At 72.4% G+C, this 16,293-nt stretch carries 12 protein-coding genes, 1 tRNA gene and 1 pseudogene; 10 read left to right on the forward strand and 4 right to left on the reverse strand.

Annotation, left to right across the window (positions count from 1 at the left end; translation table 11 throughout):
- The 4 genes from I6A81_RS43080 to I6A81_RS07760 form a co-directional block, all read left to right on the forward strand.
- The coding region (locus I6A81_RS43080) for a molybdopterin oxidoreductase family protein (RefSeq protein WP_238438287.1) at nucleotides 1–1,037 on the forward strand (1,037 nt) is incomplete at its 5' end.
- An 11-nt stretch (nucleotides 1,038–1,048) separates the two neighbouring features.
- On the forward strand, nucleotides 1,049–3,685 hold the full coding sequence (gene nirB, locus I6A81_RS07750; RefSeq protein ID WP_202999545.1) for a nitrite reductase large subunit NirB: 2,637 nt from the start codon (nucleotides 1,049–1,051) through the stop codon (nucleotides 3,683–3,685).
- Nucleotides 3,686–3,744: 59 nt separating this feature from the next.
- Nucleotides 3,745–4,131 (forward strand): Rieske (2Fe-2S) protein, encoded by a 387-nt coding sequence (locus I6A81_RS07755; RefSeq protein ID WP_202999631.1) that lies wholly within the window; start codon nucleotides 3,745–3,747, stop codon nucleotides 4,129–4,131.
- Nucleotides 4,132–4,367: 236 nt separating this feature from the next.
- The gene (locus tag I6A81_RS07760; RefSeq protein WP_202999629.1) at nucleotides 4,368–4,733 is read left to right on the forward strand and encodes an MmcQ/YjbR family DNA-binding protein; all 366 of its coding nucleotides are present in this window, start codon (nucleotides 4,368–4,370) and stop codon (nucleotides 4,731–4,733) included.
- Between the two features lie 81 nt (nucleotides 4,734–4,814).
- Here the strand turns inward: I6A81_RS07760 and I6A81_RS07765 are convergent.
- Both I6A81_RS07765 and I6A81_RS07770 read right to left on the reverse strand, forming a co-directional pair.
- A tRNA-Gly gene (locus I6A81_RS07765) sits at nucleotides 4,815–4,885 on the reverse strand.
- Between the two features lie 119 nt (nucleotides 4,886–5,004).
- Entirely contained in the window at nucleotides 5,005–5,175 is a 171-nt protein-coding gene (locus tag I6A81_RS07770; RefSeq protein ID WP_202999543.1) for a hypothetical protein, read from the reverse strand.
- A 24-nt stretch (nucleotides 5,176–5,199) separates the two neighbouring features.
- Between I6A81_RS07770 and I6A81_RS07775 the strand changes: the two genes are divergently transcribed.
- The 5 genes and pseudogenes from I6A81_RS07775 to I6A81_RS07795 all read left to right on the forward strand — a co-directional run bounded on the left by I6A81_RS07775 (nucleotide 5,200) and on the right by I6A81_RS07795 (nucleotide 11,396).
- A complete protein-coding gene (locus I6A81_RS07775; RefSeq protein ID WP_202999541.1) occupies nucleotides 5,200–6,882 on the forward strand; it encodes an amidohydrolase in 1,683 nt (560 codons plus the stop codon).
- 287 nt (nucleotides 6,883–7,169) lie between these two features.
- A pseudogene (locus tag I6A81_RS07780) lies at nucleotides 7,170–7,985 on the forward strand (ABC transporter ATP-binding protein); the annotation flags it as partial.
- A gap of 168 nt (nucleotides 7,986–8,153) precedes the next feature.
- Nucleotides 8,154–9,017: an ABC transporter permease gene (locus I6A81_RS07785; protein WP_202999540.1), complete on the forward strand. Its 864-nt coding sequence runs from the start codon at nucleotides 8,154–8,156 to the stop codon at nucleotides 9,015–9,017.
- A 257-nt stretch (nucleotides 9,018–9,274) separates the two neighbouring features.
- Nucleotides 9,275–10,420, forward strand: coding sequence for an ABC transporter substrate-binding protein (locus tag I6A81_RS07790; RefSeq protein ID WP_202999538.1), 1,146 nt, complete (start codon nucleotides 9,275–9,277; stop codon nucleotides 10,418–10,420).
- A gap of 73 nt (nucleotides 10,421–10,493) precedes the next feature.
- Nucleotides 10,494–11,396: a helix-turn-helix domain-containing protein gene (locus tag I6A81_RS07795; protein ID WP_202999536.1), complete on the forward strand. Its 903-nt coding sequence runs from the start codon at nucleotides 10,494–10,496 to the stop codon at nucleotides 11,394–11,396.
- A 30-nt stretch (nucleotides 11,397–11,426) separates the two neighbouring features.
- On the opposite strand, the gene I6A81_RS07800 is transcribed toward I6A81_RS07795, so the two are convergent.
- Both I6A81_RS07800 and I6A81_RS07805 read right to left on the reverse strand, forming a co-directional pair.
- On the reverse strand, nucleotides 11,427–13,796 hold the full coding sequence (locus I6A81_RS07800; RefSeq protein ID WP_202999534.1) for a glycoside hydrolase family 65 protein: 2,370 nt from the start codon (nucleotides 13,794–13,796) through the stop codon (nucleotides 11,427–11,429).
- A complete protein-coding gene (locus I6A81_RS07805) occupies nucleotides 13,796–14,596 on the reverse strand; it encodes a beta-phosphoglucomutase family hydrolase (RefSeq protein WP_202999532.1) in 801 nt (266 codons plus the stop codon). Before I6A81_RS07805 ends, I6A81_RS07800 begins: the two co-directional genes overlap by 1 nt.
- A gap of 533 nt (nucleotides 14,597–15,129) precedes the next feature.
- On the opposite strand from I6A81_RS07805, the gene dcd reads away from it, so the two are divergent.
- A complete protein-coding gene (dcd, locus tag I6A81_RS07810) occupies nucleotides 15,130–15,726 on the forward strand; it encodes a dCTP deaminase (protein WP_202999627.1) in 597 nt (198 codons plus the stop codon).
- Nucleotides 15,727–16,293 lie beyond the last annotated feature (567 nt).

Consider the following 16,293-nt stretch of genomic DNA (forward strand, 5'->3'; position numbering starts at 1 on the left):
CGGTTCACCCTGGCACGCCGCGGCTGTTCCTGGACAGGTTCGCCACGCCGGATGGTCGGGCCCGGTTCATCGCCGTGCGACACCGGGGCGCGGTGGAGCCGCCGGACGGCGACTTCCCCTACTACCTGACGACTGGCCGCACGATGCGCCAGTACCAGTCCGGAACGCAGACCCGGCGGGTGCGCGCACTCGTCGCCGACGATCCCGACCCGGTCGTCGAGCTGCACCCGGTGCTGGCCGCCCAGCACGAGATCACCGTCGGCGATCTCGTGGAACTGCGGTCCCGGCGAGGACGGGCGGTGTTCCGGGCCCGCGTCACCGACACGATCCGCCAGGACACCCTGTTCGCGCCCTTCCACTGGGGCGGGTACTCGACCGTCAACCTGCTTACCAATCCGGCGCTCGACCCGACCTCACGCATGCCTGAGTTCAAGGCATGCGCGGTGGCGCTGCGCCGGATCGACGAGCTTCCCGATGGCGGCGACGCGCCGCCGACCGGCGCGACCGTCCCAGTCGCGACCGAGTGGTCCCGCCCGCGCGGCGCCTCGGCCCGACCGGCCGACGCGACCGCCTCCCCAGCGGCGTCCTCCCCGGCCGCCGCCCTCACCTCCCCCGGCGCCGGCTCCGCGGGTGCCGGCACCGACCCCGCGGAAGGCATGGCGCCCGCGCCACACCGGAAGGACCGTCGTATGCACAGCACACCCCGCTTCTTGCAGGGCGTCTTCTCGTTCGAGGGACAAGGGCTGACGAAGCCGGCTCCCCTCGACCCGGCGCTGACCTACACGGTCCCACCGGGAACGACCACCCAGCCGGTGTACTTCCGCGGCGGCAACTCCTCCGACCAGCTGATCTACGTCTTGCTCATCCGGGATGGCGCGCCGATGCGCTACTTCCCGATCGGCGCCCGCGCCGACGTGCACGTCCCGCTGCGCGTGGTCGAGGACCTGCTCGGCGACACCCGCGTCGAGCTGCACCTCGCCGCCCCGGAGGGCGCCGAGGGCAACGTGATCATCGACTTCGGCCTGATCGAGTTCTAGGCGAGCGCGACATGACCATCACGGAGAACACCCCGATCACGCCCTCCAGGACCGGCACCTCTCCCGCGGCCAAGGCGATCAGCGCCGTGCCGGCGCAGCGAGAGCACCGCCAGACGCCCGCCGGCGGGCGCCAGAGACTCGTCGTCGTCGGCAACGGCATGGCCGGCATCCGGGCCGTCGAGGAGATCCTCGCCCGCGGCGGGGCCGACCTGTTCGAGGTCACCGTCTTCGGCGACGAGCCGTACGGCAACTACAACCGGATCCTGCTCTCGAACGTGCTGGCCGGCGCCGACACGGAAGACGAGATCTTCCTCAACACGCCGGAGTGGTACACGGACAACGGGATCCGGCTGCGCGCCGGCACCCGGGTCACCGGCCTCGACCGGTACGCGCGCGTCGTCGCCACCGAGGACGGCACCGTCACTCCCTACGACAAGCTGATCATCGCGACCGGCAGCCGCTCGTTCATCCCGCCCATCAAGGGCCTGACCGGCCCGGACGGCCAGCTTCCCGGCGGCGTCTTCGCGTTCCGCACGATCGACGACTGCCGCTCCATGATCGCCTTCGCGGGCGGGCGGCGGACCGCGGCGGTCATCGGCGGTGGTCTGCTCGGCCTGGAGGCCGCCCGCGGGCTGCAGACCTACGGGCTCGAGGTGCACGTCATCGACGCGGCGCCGACCCTGATGAACCAGCAGCTGTGCGCCGAGGCCGGCGGGATCCTGCGGCGTGGCGTCGAGGAGCTCGGCATCACCGTGCACCCGGGCGCGCGGACCGCGCAGGTCCTGCTCGCCGCCGACGAGACCGGCGACGGTGAGACCGACGGCGGCGCTGCCGGGGATGGCGGTGGCCTCGGCCGAGCGGTGGGACTGGAGTTCGCGGACGGGACGCGCCTCGACGTCGACATGATCGTCGTGGCGGCCGGGATCCGGCCGAACGTCGACGTCGGCCTGCGCGGCGGGCTGACCGTCGAGCGCGGCATCGTCACCGACGACCAGATGCGGTCGGTCGACGATCCGGACGTCTACGTGGTCGGCGAGTGCGCCCAGCACCGCGGCCAGGTCTACGGGCTGGTCGCGCCGCTGTGGGAGCAGGCGACGGTGCTCGCCGAGCACATCACCGGCGTGAACCCGGACGCGGCCTACCACGGTTCGAAGACCGCGACGAAGCTCAAGGTCGCCGGTGTGGCCGTCGCCGCGATGGGACTCAAGGACGCGGAGCACCCCGACGACGAGGTGGTCCGGTTCGTCGAGCCTCGCCAGGGTGTCTACAAGAGCGTCGTCATCCGCGACGGCAAGCTCGTCGGTGCCACCCTGCTCGGCGACACGGCCAAGTCGGCCTCGCTCATCCAGGCGTTCGACCACGGCCTGCCGCTGCCGGAGGAGCGGCTGAAGCTGCTGTTCGACATCGGCCTGCCGGCGGCCGAGGTCGGCGCGGCGGAGATGGCCGACGAGGCCCAGGTCTGCAACTGCAACGGCGTCAGCAAGGGAAAGATCGTCGCCTGCGTCAAGGGCGGGATGAAGACGGTCCCCGGCGTCATGAACGCCACCCGCGCCGGCAAGGGCTGCGGGTCCTGCAAGACGCTCGTCAAGGAGATCGTCGAGTGGGCGGCCGACGGCGACGTCGAGGACGACCCGTCCGCGAACTGGTACGTCCCCGGCGTCCCGATGGACAAGCCGACCCTCATGGCGGCGGTGCGGGAGCAGGAACTGCGATCGGTGTCGGCCGTGTTCGCGGCGCTGGCGCCCGACGGCCGGGAGGACGCGGCCAGCAAGATGGCGCTGACGTCCCTGCTGCGCATCGTCTGGGGCGGCGACTTCGTCGACGAGCGCGACGGCCGGTTCATCAACGACCGTGTCCACGCCAACATCCAGAAGGACGGCACCTTCTCGGTCGTCCCGATGATCGCCGGCGGCGTGACCAGCCCGGACGAGCTGCGCCGCATCGCCGACGTCGCCGAGAAGTACTCCGTCCCGATGGTGAAGATCACCGGCGGCCAGCGCATCGACCTGCTCGGCGTGCGCAAGGAGGACCTGCCGAAGGTCTGGGCGGATCTCGACATGCCCAGCGGCCACGCGTACGGCAAGAGCTTCCGCACGGTGAAGACCTGCGTCGGCAAGGACTTCTGCCGGTTCGGGGTCGGTGACTCGACCGCGCTCGGCGTCGCGATCGAGCAGCGCTACCACGGCCTCGAGAGCCCAGGGAAGCTCAAGCTCGCGGTCAACGGCTGCCCGCGCAACTGCGCCGAGGGCCTCATCAAGGACGTCGGCGTCGTCGCGATCGACGGCGGACGCTGGGAGATCTACATCGGCGGCGCGGGCGGCGCGCACGTCCGCAAGGGCGACCTGCTCGCCACGGTGGACAGCCCCGAGGAGGTCATGACCCTGACCGGCCGGTTCCTGCAGTACTACCGCGAGAACGGTAAATGGCTGGAGCGGACGTACACGTTCGTCCCGCGGGTCGGCATCGAGAAGATCCGGGCCGTCGTGGTCGACGACACCGAGGGCATCGCCGCCGACCTCGACGCCCGGATCCAGGAGTCGATCGACGCCTACCGCGACCCGTGGCTGGAGCGGGACGAGCCGGCCACCCCCGGCCAGTTCCGCGCGTCCCTCCCGCTCGTCTCCCTTCCCCGGGTACCGGTCCGATGAGCGCCACCGACACCACGACCAGCGCCACGATGGACGCCGCCATCGCCACGACCAGCGCGATGCGCGCCGAGACCACCGGTGCCGGCCCGGGCAGCGGCGCCCGCGCCGGCGCCGGTACCGCGAGCGGCGCCCGGCGGACCGGGGCCGTCCACCGGCTCGGGCCGGTCGCCGAGATCCCGGTCGGCGAGGCCAGGGCCTACGCCGTCGACGGCCAGCAGATCGCCGTGTTCCGGCTGCGCGGCGGCGGGCTGCGGGCCGTGGACGCGGTCTGCCCGCACGCCGGCGGCCCGCTCGCCGACGGCCAGTCCGACGACGCCGTCGTCATCTGCCCGCTGCACGCCCACGTCTTCGACCTGTCCACCGGCGAGTCCGCGTCCGGCGCGGAACCCCTTGGCTGCTACCCGGTCGGTCTCGCGGCCGACGGGACGCTCGAAGTCACCGTGTGACCTCAGGCTGACCGAGTAACCCCCAAGACCAGTGGCGTGGTGGCCGAAACCTCCGGATCCCACGGCCACCACGCCACTGCACCACGCCACCGGCGCAGGCCACCGGACTCCGCCGTGACCCCGCGAGTACGACGCCGCGTACGCGCCCCACGCGGCGTTCCAGACCATGTGCGACTCTCGCTCACATGAGCGCCTCGGAGAGGACCGACGACACGGGGACGACGGACGACACAGGGATGACCGAGAACATGCGCCGGCTGATGGCGGTCGCGCTGGCACTGCCCGAAGCCGCGCGGGTCGACATCGAGGCCTGGGACGGCGAGCCGACGTTCCGCGTCCGTGGCAAGAACTTCGTCTTCACGGACCCGGAGGCCAACCACCTCACCGTGAAGCTGCCGAAGGACGAGGCCGCCGCGGTGGTCGCCTCCGAGCCCGGTGCCGAGCCCGCCGGCTACGGCCTCGGCCGCCACGGCTGGGTCCGGCTGACCATCACCCCCGACGAGCCCGAGGACCGCTGGGACCAGCTCGCCGAATGGGTCCGCGTCTCCTACACCCTCGTGGCCCCCAAAACCCTGGCCCGCCTCGTCGACCCGGCCGGCTGACATCCGGGGAGCGCGGACTCGTCTGAACAGGGCAACAAAAAACGACCAGGTCCACCTCGGCTGGACCTGGTCGCGCTCGAGAGCGGGTGACGGGAATCGAACCCGCGTTGCAAGCTTGGGAAGCTCGTGTTCTGCCTCTGAACTACACCCGCGTGGTACTGCCTCCGCATCCTAGCGGATGGCTCGGCTGGGTGGGATGTGGCCCGTCGACGCGGCACCCCGCCGCCCATGAACATCCTGGACGGCGTCGCGAGCCCGCCGCTCGTCCAGGTCAGTGGTGCGCGCCGCGGCCGTTCTCCGTCATCAGCTCCGTCATCGGCGCGCCGCCTCCTCGTTGGGCGGCGGCCGGCTGGGCGATCCGGCTGGCGGCGTCGCTCACCGCGCTCACACTGGTGGGCGTCATCTCGCGGTGAACCGCGGCGTCGTCGCGGATCGCCAGCACGATCGCCGGAGGTACGGACAGCCGATGAGCGACGCGGACCTGGTCTTCATCGGCGGGCCGGTGTTCACAGCCGACGCCGCCCGCACGCGTACCCACGCCGTCGCGGTGCGTGGCGGGCGGATCGTCGCCGTCGGGCGCGACGCCGAGGCACTGGTCGGTTCGTCGACCGAGGTCGTCGACCTGGCCGGGAAGCTGCTCGTGCCCGGCTTCCAGGACGCTCACGTCCACCCGGCGTGGGGTGGGCTCGACCTGCTGCGCTGCCATCTGGGCGGCGCCCACGACCGGGCCGGCTACCTCGCCGCCGTCGCCGCCTACGCCCGGGCGCACCCGGGCGAGGAGTGGATCCTGGGCGGCGGCTGGAGCATGCCGGCGTTCCCGGGTGGCACGCCGCTCGCGGCCGATCTTGACGTGGTCGTGCCCGACCGGCCCGTGATGCTGATGAACCGGGACGGCCACGGGGCGTGGGTGAACTCCCGGGCGCTGGAACTCGCCGGCGTCGACGCGCGCACCCCCGACCCGGCCGACGGCCGGATCGAACGGGACGCCGCCGGCACGCCCACCGGGACCCTGCACGAGGGCGCGATCGCCCTGGTCAGCCGGCTCGTCCCGCCCGACACCCCGGAGCGGATGGTCGAGGCGCTGCTGAGGGGCCAGGAGTACCTGCACTCGTTCGGTGTCACCGCCTGGCAGGACGCCATCGTCGGGACGTACGGCAACGCGGCCGACCCGGCGCCGGCCTATCTCGCCCTCGCCCGGTCGGGCCGGCTCACGGCCCGGGTTGTCGGCGCGCTGTGGTTCGAGCGCGACCGCGGCGTGGAGCAGCTCGACGACCTGCGGCACCGGCGCGAGACCTACTCCCACGGCCGGTTCCGCGCGACGACCGTGAAGATCATGCAGGACGGCGTTCCGGAGAACTTCACCGCGGCGATGCTCGACCCGTACCTGTCCCCCTGCGGGTGCGGCGGCCATGGCGACCGGAGTGGGCGCGGCCTCGGCAGCGGGATCGCGTTCTTCCCGCGGGAGGTCCTGCTGGAGGCGGTGCCGGCGCTGGACGCCGCCGGCTTCCAGGTGCATTTCCACGCCATCGGCGACCGGGCGGTGCGCGACTGCCTGGACGCGGTCGAGCGCGCGATCGCCGCGAACGGGCGCGGCGACCTGCGCCACCACATCGCCCACCTGCAGGTCGTCCATCCCGACGACGTCGGGCGCTTCGGGCAGCTGGGGGTCGCCGCGAACCTGCAGTTCCTCTGGGCGGTCCTCGAGGCGCAGATGATCGAGCTGAACCTGCCGTTCCTCGGCGCCGAGCGCGCCGCCTGGCAGTACCCGTTCCGGGGGCTGCAGCAGACCGGGGCGGTGCTGGCGGCCGGGAGTGACTGGTCGGTGTCGACTCCCAACCCGCTCGCCGCGCTCCATGTGGCCGTCAACCGGACGCCCGCGCCGACGGAGAGCGTGACCCGGGCGGAGCACGAGGTGTTCCTGCCGGAGCAGCGCCTCGACCTGGCCAGCGCGCTGGCGGCCTACACCTCCGGGTCGGCCTGGGTGAACCACCTCGACGACGTCACCGGCACCGTCACGGTCGGCAAGGAAGCCGACCTGGTCGTGCTCGACCGTGACCCCTTCGCCGGCCCGGCCGGCGAGATCGGCGAGACCCGCGTCCTGCAGACCTTCGTCGCCGGCACCCGCGTCTACGCCGCCCCGGACGGCTGACGCCGTCGCTGTAGGCCGCCTCGTCCCGGTAAGCCGTCGCGGCTGCTTCCTTGTAGCCGTAGCCGTTTCTTTCCTGTCGCCGCTTCGGCGCGGACGCTTCGCCGAGTCCGCCCGGCCGTCGGTCCGCGCGCACGAGGCCACGAGGCGGCCGAAGCACTTGATGTGAAGCAGAACGCGTTCTAGAGTCGGGTTCAACAATTTGACCGCTCGGTCGAAGTATTGAACCGACGTTCGGTGACGGGGGCGCCGCCCGGCGGCGCCGCCCGCGCGGCAGGGCTGGTGTGCGCATGACTGTTCAGGCGGCCACAGAATCCGGGGACCCGGCCTTAGCCGGCGCTGGTCCCGCCGGTCCACCGAAGATCCGCGCTCTGGGCGCGGAGCGGGTGTTCGGGCGCGGGGCCAAGGCCGTGCACGCGCTTGGCCCGCTCGACCTCACCGTGGGCGAGGGCGAGTTCGTCTGCGTCGTCGGACCGTCCGGCTGCGGGAAGTCCACCTTCCTGCGGATCGTCGCCGGTCTGACCCGCCCCACCGGGGGCCGCGTGGAGGTACGCGCCGGTTCCCCGAACCCCGCCGCGATGATCTTCCAGGACTACGGCATCTACCCCTGGAAGACGGTCGAGGCGAACGTGCGGTTCGGCCTGGACGTCCGGGGGGTGCCCAGAGGCGAGGCCCGCGCGCGAGCGCGCGCCTGGCTCGAGCGGATGGGGCTGGCCGAGTTCGCGCACGCGTACCCCCGGCAGTTGTCCGGCGGGATGCGGCAGCGGGTTTCCATCGCCAGGGCGCTCGCGGTCGAACCAGAGATCCTGCTGATGGACGAGCCGTTCGCCGCGCTCGACGCCCAGCTGCGCACCATCCTGCAGGACGAGCTCCTCGCCATCTGCCAGGCGGAACGCCGGACCGTGCTGTTCGTCACCCACAGCCTCGAGGAAGCCATCGTTCTCGGCGACCGGGTGGTCGTGATGAGCGCCCGGCCGGGGCGGATCCTGGCCGAACGCGTACCACCGTTCCCCCGGCCGCGTTCGGCCGAGGTGCGGGAGTCCGCCGAGTTCGCCGCGTTCCGGGGCGAGCTGTGGGCCCTGCTGCGCGGCGAGGTGGAGGCCGAGAACCTCGCGCGAGGCGGACCGGGAGCCACCCCAGGAGCCCAGAGCGGCGAGGGCTCGTCGCGAGGCGCGCCGCGCCCCGGCGGCGCGGCGGACCAGGCCGCCGCGCCGGCAACCCAGCCGGCCCCAGAGCCGGCGGCCGGGCCGGCCGCGCCGAAGGGAGCCTGAGCGATGACGGGAACGCGCGCCTTTGCCACCGAGCAGGTCCTCGTCCGAGCCCCGGGCCGGGCCGAACGCGACCCCACGGGCAGCGCCCGCCGCCGCGCCGTCCTGGAGATCGGTCTCGCCACGGGTGTCCCGTTGCTGCTCCTCGGGCTGTGGCAGGCGGCGAGCGGGCTCGGCTGGATCGATGCCCGGCTCTACCCGTCGCCGATCGACATCGTCCGGACCGGCGGCGAGATGCTGGGCGACGGACAGCTGTGGGGCGACATCTGGCACACCACCGCCCGGGTACTGGCCGGGTTCGCCATCGGCACCGCGGCCGGCATCCTGTTCGGACTGGCGATGGGCTCGGTCCGGCTCATCCAGGTCGCGCTCGAGCCGACGCTCGACGCGCTCTACGTCGTGCCGAAGCTCGCGTTGCTCCCGGTCTTCCTGACCATGTTCGGCCTCGGCGAGGGACCGAAGATCGCGCTGGTGGCGGTGACCGTCTTCTTCTTCGTCTGGATCTCGACGATGTCGGCGATCATCGCGGTGGAGGACGGCTACCGGGAGGCCGGGCGCTGCTTCGGGGCGAACCGCTGGCAGATGTTCCGTCATGTGCTCGTCCCGGCCGCGCTGCCGCAGATGTTCGTGGCGATGCGGGTCGCCGCCGGGGTCGCGTTCCTCGTCATCATCGCCGCCGAGTTCATCGTCGGGGACAACGGCCTCGGCTATCTGATCTTCCAGTCGCGGACGTTGTTCATCAACGACCAGATGTTCGTCGGCATCGTCGTCGTCGCGATCGAGGGTGTGCTCTTCGCCGAACTGGTCCGCGCGGTCGGGCGCCGGGTGACCCGGTGGGCGCCGACCGACCACGAACGCGTCCGGAGCTGAGCCTCCGGCCCAGCCCTCGCGCTCGCCATCCGGCTTGCGCCCCTCCCCGGGCGGCTTCCGTCCCTCGTTGGGCGGCTTCCGTCCGCCTGCCCGACCGACCCGCCGTCGGCGCTGGGCCGGCGGGGTTTCTCGGGCTCGGGCGGCGCGCTCACGCGCAGCCCACGCGAAACCCCGCCAGCCGCTGATCGCCCGCCTGGCACCCGCCTCCCCTGCCCGCGGACCGGTGCCGACCGTTCCCGCACCGAGGAAGGACCCCCATGAGGTCTCGTCGCCGTCTCTCCTTACTCCTGTTACCGGCGCTGTCCGCCAGCATCCTGCTCACCGCGTGCGGTGGCGGGGACACCACGGGCGACGAGTTCACGCCCGCGTCCGCCGCGCCGATCAAGGCCGTCGCCGGCTGCGAGAACGGCTGGACCGACCCCGCCGACCGCTCCGCCACCCGCGCGCCGGCCCGCTGCGCCGCGAACGCGCCGGCGCCGGAGCCCCTCGCCACAAAGACGAAACTCGTGATCACCGCCGCGACGCCGAAGGCGGAGTTCATCGCGCCGATCCGCTGGGCGCTGGCCAACGGCGAGTTCGAGAAGGAGAACCTGGAGGTCGAGCTGCGCCAGGTACCGGCCGCGGACGGCCTGAGCCTGCTCGCGCAGGGCGAGACGGACATCATGGTCGGATCTCCCGACGCCGCGTTCTTCAACGCCGTGAACCAGGGCTTCGGGCTTCGCTGGGTGATGGGCAACTTCTCCGCGCCGGCCACCAGCAAGACCGGTATCTGGGCTCGCGACGTCGACGGCCGGCCGGCCACCTTCGCCGACCTGAAGGGCAAGACCATCGCGAGCGTCCTGGGCAACGGCAGCCCGACCGTGTACCCGATCGTCCAGCAGGCCGAGAAGGCCGGCCTGACGTTCGACGACCTGAAGTTCCAGACGCTGCCGGCGGCCGACGTGGTGACCGCGCTGGTCAACGGCGGGGTGGACGGCGCCTGGGTGCTCGACCCGCTGTGGATCCAGCTGGTGGACAAGCCGGGCCTGACCTACCTGGGCGGGCAGCCGGCCGGCGAGCCGCTCGGCGGGGTGCTGTTCGGCCAGAACATCCTCGGCGAGAAGCGCGCGGCGGGCGTCGCCTTCACCCGCGCGGTGGTCCGCGCGATCAACACCGAGTTCGCCGCCGACTACAAGTCGGACCCCGCGTTCGTGGAGGAGCTGGCGAAGGTCGTCGAGCTGCCGGCCGCCCAGCTCACCCAGACGCCGTCGCTCGTCACCGACTGGGAGATCAGGTCGGGGACGTCGACCCGCCTGCAGGACGCGATGATCAAGAGTGGCGCGCTCAAGTACGACGCGCCGATGGACGAGTCCAAGGTCGTCGACCGCTCCTTCTACGAAGCCGCGGTCGGGCACAAGGACTAGGGCCGGTCCGGACACCGCTCGGCCGGGCCAGGCGCGGCCCGGCCGAGCAGGCAGGCGGAGGTGAGCTACCGCGATGGCGACGTCGAATCCGACCGTGCGGGTGGTAAGCGTGCTTGAAGTATTGATCCGCCACCCACACCGGGGTTACGGCCTCTCGGAGCTCGCGCGCGCGGCCGGCGTCAGCAAGGGGACCTGCCTCGCGATCGCCGACACCCTCGTCGAGCACGGCTACCTGGTCCAGCACTCCACGACCCGCGCCTACCGGCTCGGCCCGGCGCTCATCACCGCCGGGCAGGCGGTCCTCAGCGGGTTCGTCGACCTGCGGCCCGCGCTCGGCGCGCTCGCCCGCGTCACCGCCGAGTTCGACGTCTCGTGCTCGGTGCTCGCAGTCGACAACGACCAGATCGTGGTACTCGAACGCGTCGGCAACCCCGACCCGACCTACGGTCTGAGCGAGGTCGGGGCCCGGATGCCGTTCGCCCCGCCCTGGGGCGCGCCGTTCGTCGCCTGGGGCTCGGCCTCGGACCTGGACCGCTGGTTCGGCCGCAGCGTCGTCCCCCTGCCGGAGGCCGCCCAGGACTCGCTGCGGCGAGCGCTGCGCGCCGGTCTGCGCCTGGGGTTCTTCGTCACCCGGGAGATCCCGCCGGCGCATCCGGTCGCCGCCGACCTGCACCGGCTGCGCTCGGCCGCGGGCACGGTGGACCTCGCCGCGCTGCGCCGGCTCGCGGCGGCGCGGCTGAGCGCCGGTGGCTACTTCATCGACGACCTCGACCCGGCCCAGACCTACCCGGTCAACCACATCTCGGTCCCCGTGCTGGGCGCGGACGGCCGGGCCGTGGCGAGCCTGCTCGCCATGATGTTCGGCCGGGTCGTCAGGGGCGACGAGATCACCCGTCTCGGCGTCCGCCTCACCGAGGTGGCCGCGGACGTCGCCGCCCGCGTGGCTCGGCCCTACCCGAGCCCGCGATCTCCCTGACCGACCCAGCCCTGCCCGGCCCTGCCCGCGTCAGGCCGGCTCCGGGGCGCTCGGGGGCCGGAAGAAGTGGGGCTCCCGCCCGGCGGGCTGGTGGGGCCGCTCGGGCGGTGAGATGTGCGGGATGTCGAGGGTCGCCGGCTTGTCGGGCTCCAGGCGGAACGACTCGCCGTGGTGTTGGAGGGTGATGCTCCCGCCCTCCAGGATGGTGTAGGTCGCGGTCTCGCCGGTGACCTCGATGCGCAGGTGGCGGCCGCGCACGCACAGCCCGAACGCGAGCCGGGACAGGCCCTCGGACAGCCGCGGCGCGAACCTGAGCACCTTCCCGTGGTCGCGCAGCCCGCCGAAGCCCTCGACCAGCGCGATCCAGGAACCGGCGAGCGACGCCATGTGCAGGCCGTCGCCGGTGTTGCGGGCGATGTCGCGCAGGTCCATCAGCGCGGCCTCGCGCAGATAGGCGTGCGCGAGCGCGAGATGCCCGCACTCGGCGGCGAGCACCCCCTGCGGCGCGGCCGACAGGGAGGAGTCCCGGACGGTGAGCCCCTCGTAGTACGCGAAGTTGCGCAGCTTCTGCTCGTGGGTGAACGCGTCGCCGCGGCGCTGCATCGCGAGCACGATGTCGGCCTGCTTGACGACCTGCTTGCGGTAAAGGTCGAAATACGGGAAGTGCAGCAGCAGCGGGTACTGCTCGGGACGGGTCTTCGCGAAGTCCCAGATCTCGTGCCCGGTGAACCCGTCCGACTGCGGGTGGACGCCGAGGTGCTTGTCGAACGGGATGTACATGTCCTCGGCGGCGTCGCGCCAGGACGCGGTCTCCTCGGCGTTGACGCCGAACTCGTGCGCCCGGTCCGGGTGACGTTTCGCCGCCTCCGCCGCCGCGCGCAGGTTCTTCTGGGCCATCAGGTTCGTGTAGACGTTGTTGTCCGCGATCGCGGAGTACTCGTCGGGGCCGGTCACCCCGTCGATCCGGAACCGGCCGTCGAGGTCGTGATGGCCGAGTGAACGCCACAGCCGGGCCGTCTCGACGAGCAGCTCCAGTCCGACGGTGCGTTCGAACTCGTAGTCCTCGGTGACGTTGACGTAGCGGGCGACGGCATCAGCGATGTCGGCGTTGACGTGGAAGGCCGCGGTGCCCGCCGGCCAGTACCCGGAGCACTCCTCGCCGTTGATGGTCCGCCAGGGGAACGCCGCGCCGCGCAGGTTCAGCAGCTGGGCACGCTCCTGGGCGAGCTCCAGGGTGGACTGCCGCCAGCGCAGCGCGTCGGCCGCGGCCGACGGGCTGGTGTAGGTCAGTACCGGCAGCACGTAGGTCTCGGTGTCCCAGAACGCATGCCCGTCGTACCCGGGACCGGTGAGCCCCTTCGCCGGGATCGCCCGGCGTTCGGCGCGGGCACCGGCCTGAAGCACGTGGAACAGCGCGAACCGGACCGCCTGCTGGACCTCCGCGTCGCCATCGACCTCGACGTCCGCGCGCTTCCAGAACGCGTCCAGGTAGGCGCGCTGCTCGGCGAGCAGCCCCTCCCAGCCGGTCTCCTTGGCCGCGACCAGGGCGGCGGCGGCCTGGTCACGCATCGCTGGCAGCGACCGCTGCTTCGACCAGCCATAGGCCACGAACTTCACGATCCGCAGCTTCTGCCCTGGCTTCAGCACTCCGGTGACCGTGACCCGCCCCGAGTTCGCCTCACTCTCCGAGAACACTCCGAGCGCGCCGGGACCGTCGATGACGTGGTCCATCGCCACCGCGACCCGGATCTGGCTGTGCCGGGTGACGTGCACCAGCCCGACGGAGGTGTCCCGGGCGATGTGCAGCTCCGGCACCAGCGGGGACTCCAGCACCGCGGCGGCGCGGGGGTCGCCGGTGCGCACCGGAAGTGTCTCGTTGGCCACCAGTTCGGACTGCACGACCACCCGCGTCGCGTCGGTGATCGGCTCGACCTCGTAGCAGATGGCGGCGACGGCCCGCTGGGAGAACGAGACGATCCGCCGGGACACCACCCGGACGACCTGCCCGGCCGGCGACTCCCACTCGGCCTCGCGGACCAGCACGCCGTCCCGGAAGTCGATCTTGCGTCGGTGTGCGCGCAGCTCGCCGTAGCGGACGTCGAGCGGCTCGTCGTCGACCATCAGCCGGATCAGCTTGCCGTTGGTGACGTTGATGACGGTCTGGCCCGACTCGGGATAGCCGTAACCGGCCTCGGCATACGGCAGTGGGCGCAGCTCGTGCACCGAGTTCAGATAGCTGCCGGGCAGCCCATGCGGTTCTCCTTCGTCGAGGTTTCCGCGCAGGCCGATGTGGCCGTTCGACAGGGCGAACAGGGACTCGGAACGGGCCATGTTCTCCACGTCCAGCCCGTTTTCCTCCAGCGACCACGGGTCGACGCTGTAGGACGCGCTCCCGGCCATCAACGGTGCTCGGGAGACGACGGAACGGACGGGGACGACTGGGGCGACGGGTCTCCGGAGGTCAGCAGGTCACCCAGATCGGCGACCACCACGTCCGCGCCGTGGGCGCGCAGCGCCTCACCATGCCCGTGCCCGACCCGGTCGATGCCGACGACGTAGCCGAATCCACCGGCGCGTCCCGCCGCGACCCCGGCCTCCGCGTCCTCGAAGACGGCCGCCCGCTCGGGCGGCACTCCGAGCTCGCGGGCGGCGGCGAGGAACGTGTCCGGCGCCGGTTTCCCTGCGAGCCCACGCTCGACGATGGTGAGGCCGTCGACGCGGACCTGCAGCAGGTCGGCGAGCCCCGCCACCTCGACGACCTCGCCGGCGTTCGCGCTCGAGGAGACCAGCGCCCGGGCCTTCTCCGCGGTGACGCAGGCCCGCAGGTAGCGGACCGCGCCCGGGTATGGCCGCACCCCACCCTCGGCGATCTTGTTCAGTACGAGGATGTTCTTACGGGTTCCGAGGGCGTTGACGGTGAGCCCGGACGGCGGGTCGTCGGCCGTGCCCTCGGGCAGGTGGATGTCACGCGAGGCCAGGAACGAGCGCACGCCGTCCAGGCGGGGCTTCCCGTCCACGTACTGCTGGTAGTCCCGCTCGAGATCGAAGGGCTCCTCCGGGTCGCCGGACCGCGAGGCCCAGTTCTCCAGGAACTCGTCGAGCATTTCCTTCCAGGCCGCCGCGTGTACCTGGGCCGTGCTGGTCAGCACTCCGTCGAGGTCGAACAGGCAGGCATCGATGTGATCAGGCAGCCCGAGCATGGCCGAGGCACTACCCCTTCTTGTCGCTCCCCGCGTCTCTGTGCCTCCGTGGGCCTTGCCTCCGTGCGCAGCGCCACCCCGCGCCGCCCCTCTCGGCGCGGCCCGGCCCAGCCAGGCCAAGGGCCTCGGCCTGCGCGGGCGTGCCTTCGTCGTGCTCGCGTCCGTCGTCCCGGGGGTTCGGGGCGGGGGCTGGCGGTTCTGCTGACGGTTCTGCTGGCGGCGCGGCGACGACCCCGGCGTCGCCCGCCGGAGGCGTGCGAACGGGACATGCATGCGGGCCTCCTACCCCCGTCCAGCCGAGACGACTCCACCGCTCGTGACAAATCGTGGCGGGATGTCGGTGAAGGGTGATGCGCTCCGCGCACGACGACGGGCGACCGGCAACAGGCGGTCGGCGGGCGCGACGCCACCCGTCGGTGGATGATGGCCCGCCCTGGACGACGGCCACCCTGGTGGACCGGTCGTGGACACTGGTGGACCCGTCAGTGGACAACGACCCACCTGGTGCGCCGTTGTCCAGTAGGTTGCGGGACGTGCTGCTGTCCGACCGGGACATCCGGGCCGAGATCGACGCGGGCCGGGTGTGCCTCGACCCCTACACCCCGGGCCTGATCCAGCCGAGCAGTGTGGACCTGCGCCTGGACCGCGCGTTCCGGGTCTTCCAGAACCACCGGTACAGCCACATCGATCCGGCCGTCGAGCAGGAGGACCTGACCGAGCTGGTCGCTCCCGAGGGCGACGAGCCGTTCGTGCTGCACCCAGGCGAGTTCGTGCTCGGCTCCACCCTCGAGGTCATCACGCTGCCGGACGACCTGGCCGGCCGGCTCGAGGGCAAGTCGAGCCTCGGCCGCCTCGGGCTGCTCACCCACTCGACCGCCGGTTTCATCGACCCGGGCTTCTCCGGCCACGTCACGCTGGAGCTCTCCAACGTGGCGACCCTGCCGATCAAGCTGTGGCCCGGCATGAAGATCGGTCAGCTCTGCCTGTTCCGGTTGTCGTCCCCGGCGGAGCACCCCTACGGCGCCGCGATCTACGGCTCCCGCTACCAGGGCCAGCGCGGCCCCACCCCGTCCCGCGCCTACCGCGACTTCACCCGCGCCCCCGTCCCCCCGGTCAACGGCCAGGCCTGACAGCCCCGTAGGCGACCGGTCCCGAGGCCGGTCATGGGCACGACGGCGCACGGCCTCGGCCGGGGCGCACGGCCGCGGCCCGGTCCGCTCGAGACCTGCCGCGCTGACCGGCGCTGAGCCGTCCCCGCTCGCGGGCGGGCCCAGTCGCCACCAGGGCCCGACGCGATCAGCTCGAGTCAGGACTTCTGGGCGAAATGCTCGTTGCCGCATGAGGTATGGGGGCGAAAAGCAGCGCATTCGCCGCCACGAGGCATGGCCGGAAGCCAGGACCGGCTTGGAAGGTCAAGGGGTGAGCCGGGCCAGCCAAGATCGAGCCAACCATGGCCGAGCCGGGCCGCGCGGGATCGATCGGCGTCGGGCTCGGCCGGGCGGGGCCGGGCCAGGCCAGGCTGGTCAGGCCGGTTGGGTCGGGTCAGAGCCCGGCCAAGGCGAACGGCCCGGGCGACGGGGTCGCGCCGGGCCGTTCGGGTGGGACGGGGCGCCGCTGGTCAGGCAGCGGTGGTGCTTCGTCGGCCACGGGCCTCACGGTCCGCCGGCGCGGCGTCGTCGGGCCCCGCGGCCCGGGCC

Source organism: Frankia nepalensis (genome assembly GCF_016786325.1).
GTDB classification, from domain to species: Bacteria; Actinomycetota; Actinomycetes; order Frankiales; family Frankiaceae; genus Pseudofrankia; species Pseudofrankia nepalensis.